Raw genomic sequence first — 15,859 nt, 5'->3', positions numbered from 1 at the left:
ATTTACTGTCTGTTATGTTTGCTTACTATGAACAATGCATTAAGTTTTGCTGAACGCATAAAAGTTTAACTTAAATCACTGATCTTTAATTTATCTATTCATCAATAAATAATCACTAAAAAAAAGATCTATGAAAAACTTTAAAATTTTATTCGCGCTGCTAACTTTTGGTTTGCTGTTTTCATCTTTCACGAAAGACAGCAATCCTTCTTTAGCTTTAGTAAATTCGCTGCAAGCCACAACAGTTAGCCTTACAGGTCATACGACTGAACAGGCAGCAGTAACAGTTCCACAAAAAGCTTATACAGTTGCTGATTATGTAGCTAAAAATGGAAAAGCTCCTCAAGGTTATGTAGGAGGGACAGTATTCCAGAATCGTGAAGGTTTGTTGCCACAAGGGGTGGCTTATAAAGAATATGACGTCAATCCAAAAGTGAACGGACAAAACAGAGGAGCGGAACGTATCGTTCTTGGTAACGATGGCAGCCGATATTATACCGGAGATCATTATGCATCATTTACCGCATTCTAATTGGTAAAAAAAACATAAACGAGAAAAGCCTTTCAGAATTAACTGAAAGGCTTTTCTCGTTTATTAATTAGTGGGTTGCTGTGTATCTTAATAAGAGTTTTTTCTCCCTTAGTGAACAAGAGCTTTCTCTCTTTTCGTAAATAAGAGCTTTTCTCTCTTGGTAGATAAGAGCTTTCTCTTTTAGTGCACAAGTGCTTCTTCGCCGGCAATCACTTCGATTTGTTTATCTGTATAAGTGAATCTTCCGGTATGTGCTATAAAAACATCTTTCTGCACGAGTAAATCCTTATTTGCTAATAGTGATTTCAAGCTTACGCTACCGATCACATACTTAAAATCATTCCTTGAAAAACGTTCTACAATATTTTCGATCTTTAACTTTTCAACTGTATATTCATGTGTATATCTTAAATAGACTTCGATATTTACATTGTCTGTATGGATGAGTCCGTTTTGCTGATGAAATTTTTTGTACTCATATCTGTAACCATATCTCAACGCTGCGATGTCAGATAAAACTGCTGCACCTGTGGGGTGGCCACCAGCACCTTTTCCAAAAAAGAACTGTTTGTCTGCAAAAGCTGCCTGAACAGTAACTCCATTATATTCATTTTCTACGTTAAATAAGAAATCATCAGCTTTTACAAACTTAGGCAATACATAAGTAATGACCTGTTTTGTACTGATTTTTCGGGCTGTTGGCACTAACTTAATCTTGTAATTTTTTTCTCTTGCATATTGAATATCCTGTTCGGATAAATTCTGGATACCAACGTTCAGGATCTTATCCGGGTCAATAAATAAGCCATAAGCATGAGCTGTTGCAATGGCCAGTTTAAACTTAGGGTCATAGCCGCCAACATCCATAATTGGATCGGTTTCTGCGAAACCAAGTTCCTGAGCTTGTTTTAAAGCCACGTCATAAGGCATGTTTTCATTGAATATTTTAGACAGGATATAGTTCGATGAACCATTAAAGATCCCGCTTATTCCATGCAGCAATTCATTGTCATAATATTCTTCCAGGTTTCTGATAATAGGAATACTACCGCATACTGCACCTTCATAAAGTAAAGAAGCGCCGTATTTAGCCTGCAATTCTACCAATTCTGCTAAATGATTGGCAATCATTTTTTTGTTGGCAGAGACTACGTGTTTTCCACTGGTCAATGCTTTTTTTGCAATGGCAAACGCTGCATCCGCGTCATCTATTAGTTCTACAATTGTGTTAATCTCTGGATTATTTAAAATCTCATCATGATCAGTAGTGAATAGTCCGGCATCCAGACTACGTTTCTTATCCGGATTTTTGATGGCTATTTTAATAATTTCCAGGTTTAAATCCTGGCCACGGATGATGTCATGTAGTCCCTGTCCCACAACTCCAAAACCGAATATTCCAATTTTAAGTTTCTTGCTCATTTATGCTGTTTTATGCAGTTTAATAATTTTTTTATTGACACTTTCTTTGAGGAAATTGCCGATGATATTAGTTAGTATGTCTGTTTCAATTAAGAATCCATCATGGCCATAAGCTGAATTGATACTGTGAAATTCTGCTCCTGGTATGTGTTTGGCTAAAAACTCCTGTTCCACTAAGGGAAAAAGGAAGTCATTTTCAATTCCGATCACCAAGGTGTTGGACTTGATAGTTTTCAGCGCATCAATAACGCTTTTTCTTCCTCTGCCAACATTGTGGCTGTCCATTGCTTTGCTTAAATACCAATAGCTATAGGCATTGTATCTTTTGCAAAGTTTTTCTCCCTGGTAATTCTGATAAGAAGAGGCACGGAAGCCGTCAGTTTTTTCATTGACACTTTCTAGTTGTGTCGCATTATAGGCTTCGTAGGTCCGGTAAGAAAGCAGTGCGATGCTTCTTGCTGCTTTCAGGCCTTTCAAACCGCCATCAGGTTGTTGCGCGTAAAAACTACGGTCGGTGCTGATGGCCAGGCGCTGACTTTCGTTGAAAGCGATTCCCCAGGGAGAATGATACGCATTGGTCGCTACAAGAATCAGGTTCTCTATTTTATTGCTTTCCATAATTGCCCATTCACTAGCCTGCTGTCCACCTAATGATCCACCGATCAATACGCGGATCTTTTGAATGCCTAAATGTTCGGCAAGGAGCTGATGTCCATGAACCAGGTCCCTGATGGTAAACTCAGGGAATGATAAGTAGTATGGATTTCCTGTTACTGGATTAATACTTAGTGGGTTTGTACTCCCATAGTGTGAACCAATAACCGTTGCACAAATTATAAAATGCTCTTCTGGATTAAATAAGTTCTTTTCTCCAAAGAGTCCTTTCCACCAATCCAGGACATCTGCATTGGCAGTTAGTGCGTGACATGCCCAGATCACATTGTCTTTGCTGGCATTTAGCTTTCCAAAGGTCTGATAGCTAATTTCTATCCCGCGCAATTTCTTTCCGTTCTCCAGTTTAAATTGCTTTGGGTAATTATATAGGTGTGTTGATGACATTTGATTTCTCTCTTTTTTAAGCTTAAAGCTATTTTCCTGATGACAACTTTTCAAAAGCTTGTTCGAAATCTGCTTTGATGTCATCGATGTGTTCAATTCCTACAGATACTCTGAGTAATTGAGGTGTAATCCCCGCGGCTGCTTGTTCTGCATCGCTTAATTGCTGATGTGTAGTTGCTGATGGTTGTATGATCAGTGTTTTTGCATCACCTACATTGGCCAGATGGCTAACGAGCTGCAGTTCATTTACAAACTGTACTGCTTGTTCTTTGCCACCGTGGAGTTCGAATGAGAGCACTGCGCCAAATCCGTTCTTTAAATATTTCTTTGCGTTTTGATGATAAGGGCTGCTTTCCAGGCCTGGATAAAATACTTTACTCACGGCTTCATGGTTTTCAAGCCAGGTTGCCAGCGCTAAAGCATTGTCAACGTGTCTTTGCACGCGCAGGGATAAAGTTTCCAGTCCCTGAATTAAAAGAAAGGAGTTGAATGGGGAGATAGCAGGGCCGAAGTCTCTTAATCCTTCTACTCTTGCACGGATGATAAACTGAATATTTCCAAAGTCACTTCCAATTCCAAAGACATCGTTGAAGACCAGGCCATGATAACCTTCGGAAGGGGAGGTAAACTGTTTGAATTTACCATTTCCCCAGTTATAGGTTCCGCCATCTATAATTACGCCACCAATGCTTGTGCCGTGTCCGCCAATCCATTTGGTAGCAGATTGTACAACGATGTGCGCACCATGTTCTAAAGGTTTGAATAAATAGCCTGCTGCACCAAATGTATTGTCTACGATTAAAGGAAGGTCGTATTTTTGAGCAATCAGAGAAAGCTTCTCGAAGTCAGGAATACTGAAAGATGGGTTGCCAATACTTTCCAGGTAGATTGCTTTGGTGTTTTTATCGATTTTAGCTTCGAAATCTTGTGTGTTATCACTTTCAGCAAATCTTACTTCTATACCTAAACGTTTAAAAGCAACTTTAAACTGATTGTAGCTACCACCATATAAATGAGGAGAAGAGACAAAGTTATCGCCCGCTTCCAGAATATTGTTTAAGGCAATAAACTGAGCTGCCTGTCCTGAGGCTACTGCCAGTCCCGCAACACCGCCTTCAAGTGCAGCTACACGTTTCTCGAAAACGTCTGTAGTAGGGTTCATTAAGCGGGTGTAAATATTACCGAATTCTTTTAATGCAAATAAATTTGCACCATGTTCGGCACTTTTAAATCCGTAAGAAGTAGTTTGATAAATAGGCACCGCTCTTGAACCTGTTGTTGGGTCAATTTCCTGACCTGCATGAAGTTGTAATGTTTCGAATCTATAATTAGCTGACATGATTTCGCTGATTTAAAATGATAAAATGGATTTTTACAGACAGATACGGGATTTAATGCGATTGCAGAATCCGTATAAGGGATTGCATACCTTTGAAAAAAGGCCTTCCGGTTGAACTAAAACTAATTTTACGTGGAAGATTGTTTTTAGCCGATGCAACAACACATACATGCAATAGTTTGCAGGTGTTGGATCGTGTAAGAAACAGGGTCGCCTGATTGCGATAGTTGGTGGTTAGTTTTCATTTTGTCTTAATTTATCTTTCCAGAATACACTATGCAAACTGGTCAGGAATTGGCACCTTCTCCATTTGGGAGGGTTGCCAGTGGGTCACGGAGCCTGTCTCTCGCCACTTCTTTATAAATCAAACCCAGATTACGGGTTGACTTGAATAGCTTTCACTATATAATTACAAATGTAGTGTATTTGTGTATACTTCCAAAATAATATTCTGAAAAATAATTAATACGCTGTTTTTAAGCTATTTAAATTGAATATTCTAGGCTGTTTTTGTAGCTTATTCAGGCTAATGCCTGCTCCAGATCGGCAATCAGATCATCAATGTGTTCCAGTCCAACAGATATCCGAATTAAATTCTGTGGTGTTTTGGTGTCGGGGCCTTCTACAGAAGCTCTGTGCTCAATCAGACTTTCCACGCCACCAAGGCTTGTAGCCTGTGCAAACAATTTGACTTTATTCACTACCTTTTTTGCATTTTCAGCATCGCCTTTAATTAATATAGATAACATGCCGCCGAAAGCGCTCATTTGTTTTTTAGCTATTTCATGATGCGGATGTGAAGGCAGGCCGGGATAATATACGGCTTCAACTTTTGAGTGTGCAGCGAGGTGTTTAGCTAATGCCATACCATTCTCTGCGTGTCCGCGCATCCGGTATGGTAATGTCTTGATACTTCTTAAGAGCAAAAAGCAATCAAAAGGAGAGGGTACCGCGCCTCCGATTTGCTGAATATTCCTGATTTTATCCCAAAATTCATTTTTAGCAGCTGTGATCAGGATGCCTCCCAATACGTCACTATGGCCTCCAATATATTTAGTAGAAGAATGCATCACGATGTCTGCTCCTGATAGAATTGGATTTTGGAAACATGGAGAGGCAAATGTGCTGTCGCATGCAAAAATGAGCTGATGTTTTTTAGCTATAACGGAAATCGCTGCCAGATCGGTGATTTTTAACAGGGGGTTTGAAGGTGTTTCTACCCAGATCATCACAGTATTACTTTGAATATAACTTTCTATTGTGGCTGTGGTAGTCAGGTCAATAAAATCTATGGTCAGGATACCTTCGAAGATAGATTGCAGTTGTTTTTTAAATCCCCAGTACATGTCGTCTGGTGCGATAATATGGCTGCCGGGGGCTAAGGCCTGAAAAAGGGTCATTCCAGCTGTATTTCCAGAAGAAAAAGCACAGGCATCTGCACCTTTTTCCAGATCGGCCATTACTTTTTCCAATGCAGAACGGTTTGGATTGCTGACACGGCTATACATATGTCCGCCAGGGTAGCCACCTTGTTCGTCTCTGAAAAATGTGGTGGAAAGGCTAATGGGAGCGGTTACATCCCCTGTGGTACTGCGAGTTAAATTTCCTGCGTGTATAGCAATGGTTTCAGTCTGCATAGAATTTAGGTTTTTGGGTTTTTTGGCAGGATTTGTGTAAGCTGTTTTCGAAAATACAAGATATGAAAAGAATATTATTTATAGCAGCCATTTTATGTAGTTCATTGATGGTTTTACAAGGCTGTTCACCTAAGGGTGCATCTGCTGGTGCTAGTTTAAAAAGGGGAAATGTGTCTGGAAATTGGGTACTGAATGACGTCACTTTTGATGGCGTTCCTGCAATGAACGTAAAATCTCTTTTTAGTGAAGCTTCGTACAAATGTTTTATTGGTAGTACCTGGAAATTAACAAACAGTGGAAATGGATCTTATATGCTTCCTGGAACTACTGATTGTCCAGCAAGAACACAAAGTATTTTCTGGTCAGTAAGTACTGCAGACCAGACTTTCCAGTTTAAGAAATTATATGAAGGTGATAAAGCTAAGAATGTAACAGAAGGTTACAGGTTAATTCTTTCTGAAGCAACAGGAGATCGTCTGGTATTGAAATCACCTGTAGATTATGGAAAAAATCCAGCTTATATTATCCTGAACTTTACAAAAGCAATGAAATAGATTTTAATTAAACATAACATCTTTAAGCTGCTTCTTCTAAACAAGATGCAGCTTTTTTTATGCGCTAAATGTCCTTGCCGCGTTAGCTAAAACCGGGTCTGAAAGCATCAGTCACCTAGCAGTTCAGAATAGTTTTTACATGCAGTTCCGGGTAGCTTTTATAGGTAGTTTCAGATAGCTTTTACACAAAGCTGACAGCTTAAAAGTATTGTTACGCCGTGTTATGTCGATTTTATCTTACTTTTGACGTATAAATCAATCAAAGATGGATACGACTGCAAAGCTTACTTTTATACTGGACAATGCCGATTTATCTCAGGAACTGAGAGGGATAGCATTAAAAGTTCAGCAAAAAGAAAGGATCACTTTCGATGAAGGTGTTTATTTATATGAACATGCTGAACTAGGATTTTTAGGCGTTTTAGCTAATTATATCAGGGAACAAAAGCACGGGGACAAGACTTATTTTAACCGGAATTTTCATATTGAACCTACTAATGTTTGTATCTATACCTGCAATTTCTGCTCTTATTCGCGTTTGATTAAGAATAAAGAAGACGGTTGGGAAATGAGTGTAGACGGGATGATGGATATCCTGAAGAAATATGATAATGAACCAGTAACTGAAGTACATGTTACGGGTGGGGTAGTACCGAAGCAAAATCTGGAATTCTATGCAGATTTCTTTAGAAGTGTGAAAGCACATCGTCCGTCATTGCATATTAAAGCTTTGACACCGGTTGAATGCTTTTATATCTTTAAAAAGGCTAAACTCAGTCATTATGATGGATTAAAATATTTCAAAGAAGCCGGTTTGGATTCAATGCCAGGTGGTGGTGCGGAAATTTTCCATCCGGAGGTAAGAGAAAAGATAGCGAATGATAAATGTACGGCTGAACAATGGCTTGATATTCATGAGCAGGCACATAAATTGGGTTTAAAAACGAATGCGACTATGTTATATGGTCATATTGAAGAATTTAAGCACAGGGTTGACCATATGGAACGTTTGCGCCAGTTACAAGATAAGACAGGTGGTTTCCAGGCATTTATTCCACTTAAGTTCAGAAATCAGAATAACCAGATGGAACATGTTCCTGAGGTTTCTGTGGTAGAGGATTTAAGAAACTATGCGATTGCACGTATTTACCTGGATAACTTTGATCATATCAAAGCTTATTGGGCAATGATCAGCCGTCAGACTGCTCAGTTATCTTTAAACTTTGGAGTGGATGATATTGATGGTACGCTGGATGATACAACAAAGATTTATTCGATGGCGGGTGCTGAAGAACAGACTCCTGGTATGAGTACGCGCGAGTTGGCTAATCTGATTAAACAGGTACACCGTCAGCCTATCGAAAGAGATACTTTTTATAATGTAGTTACAGATTATACAGATTTTGTTTTTGAGGAGGACGTGAAGCCTCAGTATTATAAGCTCCCGGTAATTAATTAATGGATAAGGAAATATATATCATCCGTCATGGCGAGACGGAGCTAAATAAACAAGGAATTATACAGGGCAGAGGGATAGATAGCGATTTAAATGCTACTGGAAGAGCTCAGGCTGCTGCATTTTATAAGTTATACAAAGACGTCCCTTTTGATAAGGTTTATACTTCAGTGCTTAAACGTACGCAGCAAACTGTTCAGCAGTTTATTGATGCGGGCCTTCCCTGGGAGAAACATACGGAGCTGGATGAACTGGCCTGGGGGGAATTTGAAGGGCAGCATACCAGTGAATTGGTTATCGGAGCTTTCAAAGATATCACTGAAAAGTGGCAGGCTGGAGATTATGAGGCACATTTTGCAGGTGGCGAAAGCCCGGCAGACGTAGAAATCAGGTTAAAAGAAATTGTTGCAGTGATTAAGTCCAGAACAGCCGAAAAGCTGATCTTGATTTGTATGCACGGACGTTCTTTACGCTTGCTGATGTGTTTGTTGATGAACAAGCCTTTGTCTGAAATGTATGACTTTCCGCATCAGAATACGGGTCTTTACAGACTTGATTTAACGGGTGATACCTTTACGGTTCTAACCCAGAACAATACCGACCATTTAAACGTATAACATTGAATAAGATCAGAATTTCTGCTGTTGCCTATACCAATACCAAGCCTTTTATTTATGGGATCAATCATTCCGAAGTATTAAACCAGATAGATTTAAGTTTAGATATCCCTTCAGATTGTGCTGCCAAGTTAATTGATGGTACTGTTGATTTGGGTTTGATCCCTGTTGCGGCGATTCCGCAGGTGCCGAATGCAAATATTATTTCTGATTACTGTATCGGGTCTGTAGGTGCTGTAAACTCTGTATTTATATTTAGTAATGTTCCTGTGGGTGAAATCAGGACTTTGCGTTTGGATAGTCATTCCAGAACTTCTAATAATTTAGCTAAAGTGTTGCTGAAATTCCATTTTAAGCAGGAAGTGAGCTATACCACAGACGTTAATGCGCAAACTGATGCGATCGTTTTAATAGGTGACCGGACTTTTGGTAAAAAGGATGATTATGCTTTTGCTTACGATATGGGAGAGGAATGGATGAATTTTACTGGTCTTCCTTTTGTATATGCGGCCTGGGTAGCGAATAAAGTTATTCCTGAAGCCTTTATAAATGAGTTCAATACTGCTTTGAAAGCGGGGCTGGAAGCCAGAAAAGAATTACTGAAAACATTACCGGTAAATCCTGTTTTTGATCTGGATGATTACCTGATGCATAAGCTGGATTTTGAGCTGACGGCTCAGAAAAGAGAAGCCTTATCATTGTTTTTATCCTATATAGAACAGTTGTAGGTCATATTAGTGGTGATTCTTCTTCCTTATTTTTCAAAAAAAAACCTAAAGCTAATCCTTAGATAGTATATTTACATTTTTGTAACGTAACATATATTTTGGCTAAAGATAAGACGAAAGAAACACCATTAATGCAACAGCACAGTGCGATCAAGGCAAAGTATCCTGGTGCATTATTATTGTTTAGGGTTGGGGATTTTTATGAGACATTTGGCGAGGATGCCATTAAAACTTCTCAGATACTGGGTATTGTTTTAACAAGGAGGGCAAACGGAACGGCTGCTTATATAGAGCTTGCTGGTTTTCCGCATCATTCACTGGATACTTACCTCTCTAAATTAGTCCGCGCAGGTCAGCGGGTGGCAATTTGTGATCAGCTGGAAGATCCTAAAACCACGAAGACTATTGTCAAACGCGGAGTTACCGAATTGGTGACACCAGGAGTGGCATATAATGATAATATTCTTAGCCAGAAATCCAATAATTATTTAGGCGCAGTATACTTTGATAAGTCAATGATTGGCGTTTCATTTCTGGATATTTCCACGGGTGAGTTCCATGTTGCACAGGGTAATGCGGAGTATATAGATAAGCTTCTGCAAGGCTTTAAGCCGACTGAGGTTATTTTTCAGAAAAGTAAACGTCAGGAATTTTTTGAGCTATTCGGTGATAAGTTCTATACTTTCCCGATGGATGACTGGGCTTTTACCACTGATTATGCCAATGAAACTTTAAACAAACATTTTGAAGTCAGTTCCTTAAAGGGTTTTGGTGTAGACAAGATCCAGACTGGTATTATTGCTGCGGGTATTGTATTACATTACCTGAATGAAACTGAACACCGGAATTTAAAGCATATCACGGCCATCTCCCGCCTGGAAGAGGATAATTATATGTGGCTGGACCGTTTTACAGTCCGCAATCTTGAGCTGGTAAGTTCTGCCAATGAAAATGCAATGACGCTTTTCAATGTGCTGGACCAGACTTCTACGCCTATGGGGGCCAGGATGCTTCATAAATGGATTGTGATGCCTTTAAAGGAAATCAAACCGATTCAGGAACGTCTGGGTACGGTTGAGTTTATGGTGGCACATGAAGGACTGATCGAAGAGTTTTTAACACATATTAAATTAATTGGTGACCTGGAAAGGCTGATCTCTAAAGTTGGTTTGCAGAAATGCGGGCCCAGGGAGTTGAGTCAACTAAAAAAGGCATTATATCATATTGAAGAAATAAAGGATACGGCTTTAACTTCAGATAATCCGTATCTGATTCAGCTTGCAGAGCAGTTGGATCCCTGTGTGAGTATTCGTGAGAAACTGCAGAGAGAACTTCAGGAAGATCCTCCGGCTTTATTAATCAAAGGGAATGTAATTGCGGATGGGATTGATGAAGAGCTGGACAGGCTCCGCCAGATTTCATCGGGCGGAAAAGATTTCCTGGTAGAAATTCAGAAGCGGGAGGCTGCAAAAACTGGTATTCCTTCACTAAAGATATCATTTAATAACGTTTTCGGTTATTATCTGGAAGTTACGCATACGCATAAAGATAAAGTACCTGCAGAATGGAGCCGTAAACAGACGCTTGTGAATGCAGAAAGATATATTACTCCGGAACTTAAAGAATACGAAGAACAGATTTTAGGGGCTGAAGATAAGATACAGCAGATAGAAGTCAGACTTTATGAGGCATTGATGCAACAAGTGGCTGCTTATATCAGGCCAATTCAATTGAATGCTTTCCTGGTTGCACAACTCGATGTTTTGTTATGTTTTGCGCAGTTAGCGATTAAAAATCATTACGTTAAGCCGGTAATGAATGTTTCCAAAGTACTCGATATCAAAGGTGGCAGGCACCCGGTAATTGAGAAGCGTTTGCCGGTGGGAGAAGAGTATATTACGAATGATGTTTACCTGGATAATGATACGCAACAGATTATTATCATTACAGGGCCCAATATGTCGGGTAAGTCGGCTATTTTAAGACAAACGGGTCTCATTGTGTTAATGGCACAGATGGGTTGTTTTGTTCCTGCTAAAGCTGCTCATATTGGTTTAGTAGATAAGATTTTCACCAGGGTAGGTGCTTCTGATAACCTTTCTTCGGGAGAGAGTACGTTTATGGTAGAAATGAATGAGACAGCGAGCATCCTGAACAATATTTCTGACAGAAGTTTAATCTTGCTGGATGAGATTGGCCGTGGTACAAGTACTTATGATGGTATTTCTATTGCCTGGGCGATTGCTGAGTTTTTACACACGCATCCTTCGGCAAGACCTAAAACATTATTTGCTACGCATTACCATGAGTTGAATGAGCTGGCGGGAACGATGAACCGGATTAAGAATTTCAACGTGTCAATTAAAGAGGTTGGCAACAAGATTATCTTTTTACGTAAGCTGATTCCTGGTGGAAGTGAACATAGTTTTGGTATTCATGTCGCTAAGATTGCGGGTATGCCTCCGAAATTGATCAACAGGGCTAATGAGATCCTTAAAAAACTTGAAATAGACAGAACTGAGGGACAGAGTATTAAAGATAGTTTCAAAAAGGTTCAGAACCAGGCTTACCAGCTGCATATGTTTGCTGTGGATGACCCGGTTCTGGTACAAATAAGAGATATGCTGAACAATCTGGATGTGAATGTACTGACTCCTGTGGAGGCTTTACTGAAACTGGACGAAATTCAGCGATTAATTAAACAATAAAATAAGGCTTATGACTTTACGCAGTATCCGTGCCTCTCACCTGATCATATTGTTGGCCGCAATGGCTTTTCTTTCTTCTTGTGGAAGCAGAAGATCAACAGTTTACAAAGAAAGCAGGGGTGCCAAAGCTGCTGAAGCCATGGCAAATGTTAAAAGTAAGGAATTGTACCGTTTCATTACCGATTGGAGTGGTGTGAGGTACAGGCTTGGTGGATTAGATAAAAGTGGGATAGATTGTTCAGGATTTGCCTTACTTTTGAATAAGGAGATTTATGGATTAAAATTACCAAGACGCTCTAAAGACCAGGCCGACGTGATTAAAGAAAAAAATGTTTCGCAGCTAAAAGAGGGAGATCTGATCTTTTTCTCTTTTGGGGGCAATGGAATAGACCATGTAGGCGTTTATCTTAATCACGGGTTCTTTGTACATGCTTCTACTACGCGTGGTGTGATTGTAGATGACTTAAGCCTGCCTGCTTACCAGCGCGTACTGGTTAAAGCAGGACCTGTAAAAGATTAAAAAGACACAATATATAAATAGATGAAAGACAAGCATTACGAGATATCATTTTGGAATAAGTATAAAAAATTCGCTACTACTGAAATATTAATGTATCTTATTATGATAATTGGTATAGGATTAGGTATTGTTTTTCTTAGCTAAAAATTAGTTTTCTCTGCCAGGGATTTAAATCGTATCATTGACTACACCATCTGATCCATTAAAAAAACATATTAAATAGATGAACCCGACAGCATTTAAAATAATTATCAGATCCCGAAGGGCAATAATTATTTTAATGATCAAAGGCCCCATCTGACCATCAAAAAATTAAAAATACTAATGAAATTAAATCTAATCCGTCCTCTTGCTTTTTTTGATTTGGAAACCACAGGAATTAACGTTGGTTCTGATCGTATCGTTGAAATTGCAATTTTAAAAGCCATGCCAGATGGATCTGAGCTGGTAAAAACATTACGTGTCCATCCGGATATGCCAATCCCTTTGCAATCTTCGCTGATTCATGGGATTTATGATAAGGATATTGCTGACGCACCTAAATTTAATGAGGTAGCGGCAGAGATTGCTGAATTTATCGGTGATGCGGATCTTGCAGGTTACAACTCTAATCGTTTTGATATTCCTGTATTACTGGAAGAATTTTTACGTGCAGGTGTAGACTTTGATATGACTGGAAGAAGATTTGTAGATGTACAAAATGTGTTTCATCAAATGGAGCAACGTACTTTGCGTGCGGCTTATAAATTCTATTGTGGTCAGGATATTATCAATGCACACTCTGCAGAGGCAGATATTAAAGCTACTTATCATGTTTTACTTGCACAGCTTGACCGTTATGAGAATGTAGATTTTGAAGATAAACAAGGTAATATTTCTCAGCCGGTTAAAAATGATGTAGATGCACTTCATGCTTTTACAAACATGAACAAACCTGTTGATTTTGCAGGCAGAATGGTCTTCAATGAGAATGGGGAGGAAGTGTTTAATTTCGGAAAGCATAAAAATAAAACAGTTGAGCAGGTATTTGATACGGAGCCAAGTTATTATGCCTGGATGAAACAGGGAGATTTTCCTTTATATACTAAAAAGAAACTGGAAGAAATCTGGACACGCTGGAACAAGAAAAAAGAATTGAGCAGAGCAGCAAAAATGCCAGCAACGCCAAGGCCAGCAGATCCTGCCGGGAATCCTGTAAAACCTAAACCTGCCGCTGTACAATCAAGGCCGCAACAGGCTGGAGGACAATCAGCTCCACAACCTAAAAAAGAGAAACCAGCAGTTAATGTTACACCGGACATGCTGGAACAGTTAAAAATGAAATTCGGTAAATAGCCAGCAAAAACCTGCATATTATATTCATATGCAGGTTTTTTTATAAAAGGGAAAATAAAATATATAGTCGATGAAGAAAATAACAATGCTCAGTCTATTCAGTATGATAGGTCTGAGCGTTTTTGCTCAACAAGGTTTGCCTGTCCCTGCGGATATTCAGCAAGCGTATAACAAAGGAACAAGAGCTGTGAATGGCAAACCAGGATTAAAATACTGGCAGAATACAGCAGATTACGAGCTGAAAGTAGATTTCGATCCTGTGTCAGGATTGCTGAAAGGTACTGTTGATGTTATATATAAGAATCAAAGTCCTGATACTTTAAAGGAGGTCTGGTTTAAATTATATCCAAACTTATACAAAGATGGCAGTCCGCGTGCAAGTAAGGTTGCAGACAGAGATTTGGGTGAGGGGGTGAAAATTGGTTCCTTATCAATTAATGATAAAATGGTTTCTGGGAATGCACTTCAGATCGATGGAACAAATATGCATACTGCTATTGCTGGATTGGCTCCTGGAAAAAGTATAAAAGTTAAAATTGCTTATCAATATACTTTGAATAAGGGATCTCATAACAGAACTGGTATGGTTGATGAAGGTTCTTATTTTGTGGCTTATTTCTTTCCGCGTATCACTGTTTACGATGATGTTGATGGTTGGAACAAGTATCCTTATCTTGGGGATGCTGAGTTTTATAATGACTTCTGTACTTTCAAGGCAGCGGTAACCGTGCCTAAAAACTACGTGATCTGGGCAACAGGAGATCTGATGAATGCTAAAAGTGTGTTTCAAAAGAAAATTGCAGATAAGTTAGCTTTAGCGGAGCAGGTAGATAGTGTTGTCAATGTAATCAATGAGAATGACCTGGCGACACAAACGATTACTAAGAACCAGGATTTTAATACCTGGAAATTTGAAGCTAAAAATGTAACTGACTTTGTTTTTGCAACTAGTAACCATTATTTGTGGAAGTCAACGAGTTTAGTCGTTGATCCGAAAACCAATAGAAGAACACGTGTGGATGCTGCATTTAATCCAATTCATAAAGATTATTATGAAGTGATAGATTTTGCACGTAAATCTGTACATGCGATGAGTTATGAATTCCCGAAATGGCCATATCCTTATGCACATGAGACTATTTTTGATGGTCTTGACCAAATGGAATATCCAATGATGGTGAATGATAACCCAGTTGAAAAACGTGAGAACTCAATTACGCTGACTATCCATGAGATTTTTCATACCATGTTCCCTTTTTACATGGGAACCAACGAAACAAAATATGGCTGGATGGACGAAGGGTGGGCAACTATAGGGGAGTGGTTAATTTCTCCAATGATTGACTCTACTATGGTTGATGAATATGGTGTACAGCCAACAGCATTTAATTCTGGTAAAAAAGATGACACGCCAATCATGACCCTTACTCCAGACCTTGTTGGTTCAGGTTCTTTTACCAACTCTTATCCTAAACCTGCTTTGGGCTATTTGTTTGTGAAGGACTATCTGGGTGATGAATTGTTTACTAAAGCTTTACACCATTACATTGAGCAATGGAACGGTAAACACCCAATGCCATTTGATTTCTTTTACAGTATGAACGAAGGATCAGGTAAAAATATGGACTGGTTCTGGAACAGATGGTTTTTTGGCGAGGGAGATATTGACCTGGGTATTACTGGTGCAGATAAAACTGCTGATGGTTATGTTTTCAAAATAGAGAACAAAAGTCTTAAACCATTACCTGTTGACCTTACTTTAACTTATGATGATGGTTCTACAGAAAAAGCACATTGGAATATTGGTGTCTGGGAGAAACCTGAACTGAATATTTCTCTTCCTTTCAAGACCAGCAAGAAAATAAAGAAAGCTGTGCTTGGAAGTACTTATGTACCTGATAAAAACGATTACAATAACATTTTGTTTGTTAAATAAGCTTTTTTGAGCTTAA

Annotated in this window: 13 protein-coding genes and 1 riboswitch; of the genes, 9 read left to right on the top strand and 4 right to left on the bottom strand. The window is 39.0% G+C overall.

Features of this window, described 5'->3' with window-relative positions; all coding sequences use genetic code 11:
* Positions 1–130 precede the first annotated feature (130 nt).
* Positions 131–532: a ribonuclease domain-containing protein gene (locus AY601_RS08455; protein ID WP_068399193.1), complete on the top strand. Its 402-nt coding sequence runs from the start codon at positions 131–133 to the stop codon at positions 530–532.
* A 180-nt stretch (positions 533–712) separates the two neighbouring features.
* Here the strand turns inward: AY601_RS08455 and AY601_RS08450 are convergent, their stop codons facing one another.
* The 4 genes from AY601_RS08450 to AY601_RS08435 all read right to left on the bottom strand — a co-directional run bounded on the left by AY601_RS08450 (position 713) and on the right by AY601_RS08435 (position 5,989).
* The gene (locus AY601_RS08450) at positions 713–1,954 is read right to left on the bottom strand and encodes a homoserine dehydrogenase (RefSeq protein ID WP_068399190.1); all 1,242 of its coding nucleotides are present in this window, start codon (positions 1,952–1,954) and stop codon (positions 713–715) included.
* The gene (locus AY601_RS08445) at positions 1,955–3,013 is read right to left on the bottom strand and encodes a homoserine O-acetyltransferase family protein (RefSeq protein WP_068407328.1); all 1,059 of its coding nucleotides are present in this window, start codon (positions 3,011–3,013) and stop codon (positions 1,955–1,957) included.
* Positions 3,014–3,041: 28 nt separating this feature from the next.
* The gene (locus AY601_RS08440) at positions 3,042–4,352 is read right to left on the bottom strand and encodes an O-acetylhomoserine aminocarboxypropyltransferase/cysteine synthase family protein (protein WP_198163648.1); all 1,311 of its coding nucleotides are present in this window, start codon (positions 4,350–4,352) and stop codon (positions 3,042–3,044) included.
* 253 nt (positions 4,353–4,605) lie between these two features.
* Positions 4,606–4,718, bottom strand: a riboswitch (SAM riboswitch).
* Positions 4,719–4,873: 155 nt separating this feature from the next.
* Complete coding sequence (locus AY601_RS08435) at positions 4,874–5,989, bottom strand: trans-sulfuration enzyme family protein (protein WP_068399184.1); 1,116 nt, start codon at positions 5,987–5,989, stop codon at positions 4,874–4,876.
* 62 nt (positions 5,990–6,051) lie between these two features.
* Here AY601_RS08435 and AY601_RS08430 point away from each other — a divergent pair, with 62 nt between their 5' ends.
* The 8 genes from AY601_RS08430 to AY601_RS08395 all read left to right on the top strand — a co-directional run bounded on the left by AY601_RS08430 (position 6,052) and on the right by AY601_RS08395 (position 15,843).
* On the top strand, positions 6,052–6,543 hold the full coding sequence (locus tag AY601_RS08430; RefSeq protein WP_068399181.1) for a lipocalin family protein: 492 nt from the start codon (positions 6,052–6,054) through the stop codon (positions 6,541–6,543).
* Positions 6,544–6,808: 265 nt separating this feature from the next.
* Complete coding sequence (mqnE, locus tag AY601_RS08425) at positions 6,809–8,002, top strand: aminofutalosine synthase MqnE (RefSeq protein WP_068399178.1); 1,194 nt, start codon at positions 6,809–6,811, stop codon at positions 8,000–8,002.
* Positions 8,002–8,616, top strand: a complete 615-nt coding sequence (locus AY601_RS08420; RefSeq protein WP_068399173.1) for a histidine phosphatase family protein — start codon at positions 8,002–8,004, stop codon at positions 8,614–8,616. The genes mqnE and AY601_RS08420 overlap by 1 nt, the downstream gene beginning before the upstream one ends.
* A gap of 2 nt (positions 8,617–8,618) precedes the next feature.
* Positions 8,619–9,344 carry a menaquinone biosynthetic enzyme MqnA/MqnD family protein gene (locus AY601_RS08415; protein WP_068399170.1) on the top strand — a complete coding sequence of 242 codons (726 nt, stop codon included), beginning with the start codon at positions 8,619–8,621 and terminating at the stop codon, positions 9,342–9,344.
* A gap of 98 nt (positions 9,345–9,442) precedes the next feature.
* Positions 9,443–12,052 carry a DNA mismatch repair protein MutS gene (gene mutS, locus AY601_RS08410; RefSeq protein ID WP_068399165.1) on the top strand — a complete coding sequence of 870 codons (2,610 nt, stop codon included), beginning with the start codon at positions 9,443–9,445 and terminating at the stop codon, positions 12,050–12,052.
* A gap of 10 nt (positions 12,053–12,062) precedes the next feature.
* Positions 12,063–12,572, top strand: coding sequence for a C40 family peptidase (locus tag AY601_RS08405; protein ID WP_068399162.1), 510 nt, complete (start codon positions 12,063–12,065; stop codon positions 12,570–12,572).
* Between the two features lie 324 nt (positions 12,573–12,896).
* Positions 12,897–13,907, top strand: a complete 1,011-nt coding sequence (locus AY601_RS08400) for a 3'-5' exonuclease (protein ID WP_068399159.1) — start codon at positions 12,897–12,899, stop codon at positions 13,905–13,907.
* Between the two features lie 70 nt (positions 13,908–13,977).
* A complete protein-coding gene (locus tag AY601_RS08395) occupies positions 13,978–15,843 on the top strand; it encodes a M1 family metallopeptidase (protein ID WP_068399157.1) in 1,866 nt (621 codons plus the stop codon).
* Positions 15,844–15,859: the final 16 nt, after the last annotated feature.

Origin of the sequence: Pedobacter cryoconitis, from assembly GCF_001590605.1 — a bacterium.
In the GTDB taxonomy this organism is placed as follows: domain Bacteria; phylum Bacteroidota; class Bacteroidia; order Sphingobacteriales; family Sphingobacteriaceae; genus Pedobacter; species Pedobacter cryoconitis_A.
This window is presented reverse-complemented; position numbering and strand designations above follow the sequence as displayed.

What these genes read in the sequence shown, in the direction of transcription:
- AY601_RS08455 (WP_068399193.1), top strand. Translation starts at nt 131, where the DNA reads ATGAAAAACTTTAAAATTTTATTCGCGCTGCTAACTTTTGGTTTGCTG.
- AY601_RS08450 (WP_068399190.1), bottom strand. Translation starts at nt 1,954, where the DNA reads ATGAGCAAGAAACTTAAAATTGGAATATTCGGTTTTGGAGTTGTGGGA.
- AY601_RS08445 (WP_068407328.1), bottom strand. Translation starts at nt 3,013, where the DNA reads ATGTCATCAACACACCTATATAATTACCCAAAGCAATTTAAACTGGAG.
- AY601_RS08440 (WP_198163648.1), bottom strand. Translation starts at nt 4,352, where the DNA reads ATGTCAGCTAATTATAGATTCGAAACATTACAACTTCATGCAGGTCAG.
- AY601_RS08435 (WP_068399184.1), bottom strand. Translation starts at nt 5,989, where the DNA reads ATGCAGACTGAAACCATTGCTATACACGCAGGAAATTTAACTCGCAGT.
- AY601_RS08430 (WP_068399181.1), top strand. Translation starts at nt 6,052, where the DNA reads ATGAAAAGAATATTATTTATAGCAGCCATTTTATGTAGTTCATTGATG.
- mqnE (WP_068399178.1), top strand. Translation starts at nt 6,809, where the DNA reads ATGGATACGACTGCAAAGCTTACTTTTATACTGGACAATGCCGATTTA.
- AY601_RS08420 (WP_068399173.1), top strand. Translation starts at nt 8,002, where the DNA reads ATGGATAAGGAAATATATATCATCCGTCATGGCGAGACGGAGCTAAAT.
- AY601_RS08405 (WP_068399162.1), top strand. Translation starts at nt 12,063, where the DNA reads ATGACTTTACGCAGTATCCGTGCCTCTCACCTGATCATATTGTTGGCC.
- AY601_RS08400 (WP_068399159.1), top strand. Translation starts at nt 12,897, where the DNA reads ATGAAATTAAATCTAATCCGTCCTCTTGCTTTTTTTGATTTGGAAACC.
- AY601_RS08395 (WP_068399157.1), top strand. Translation starts at nt 13,978, where the DNA reads ATGAAGAAAATAACAATGCTCAGTCTATTCAGTATGATAGGTCTGAGC.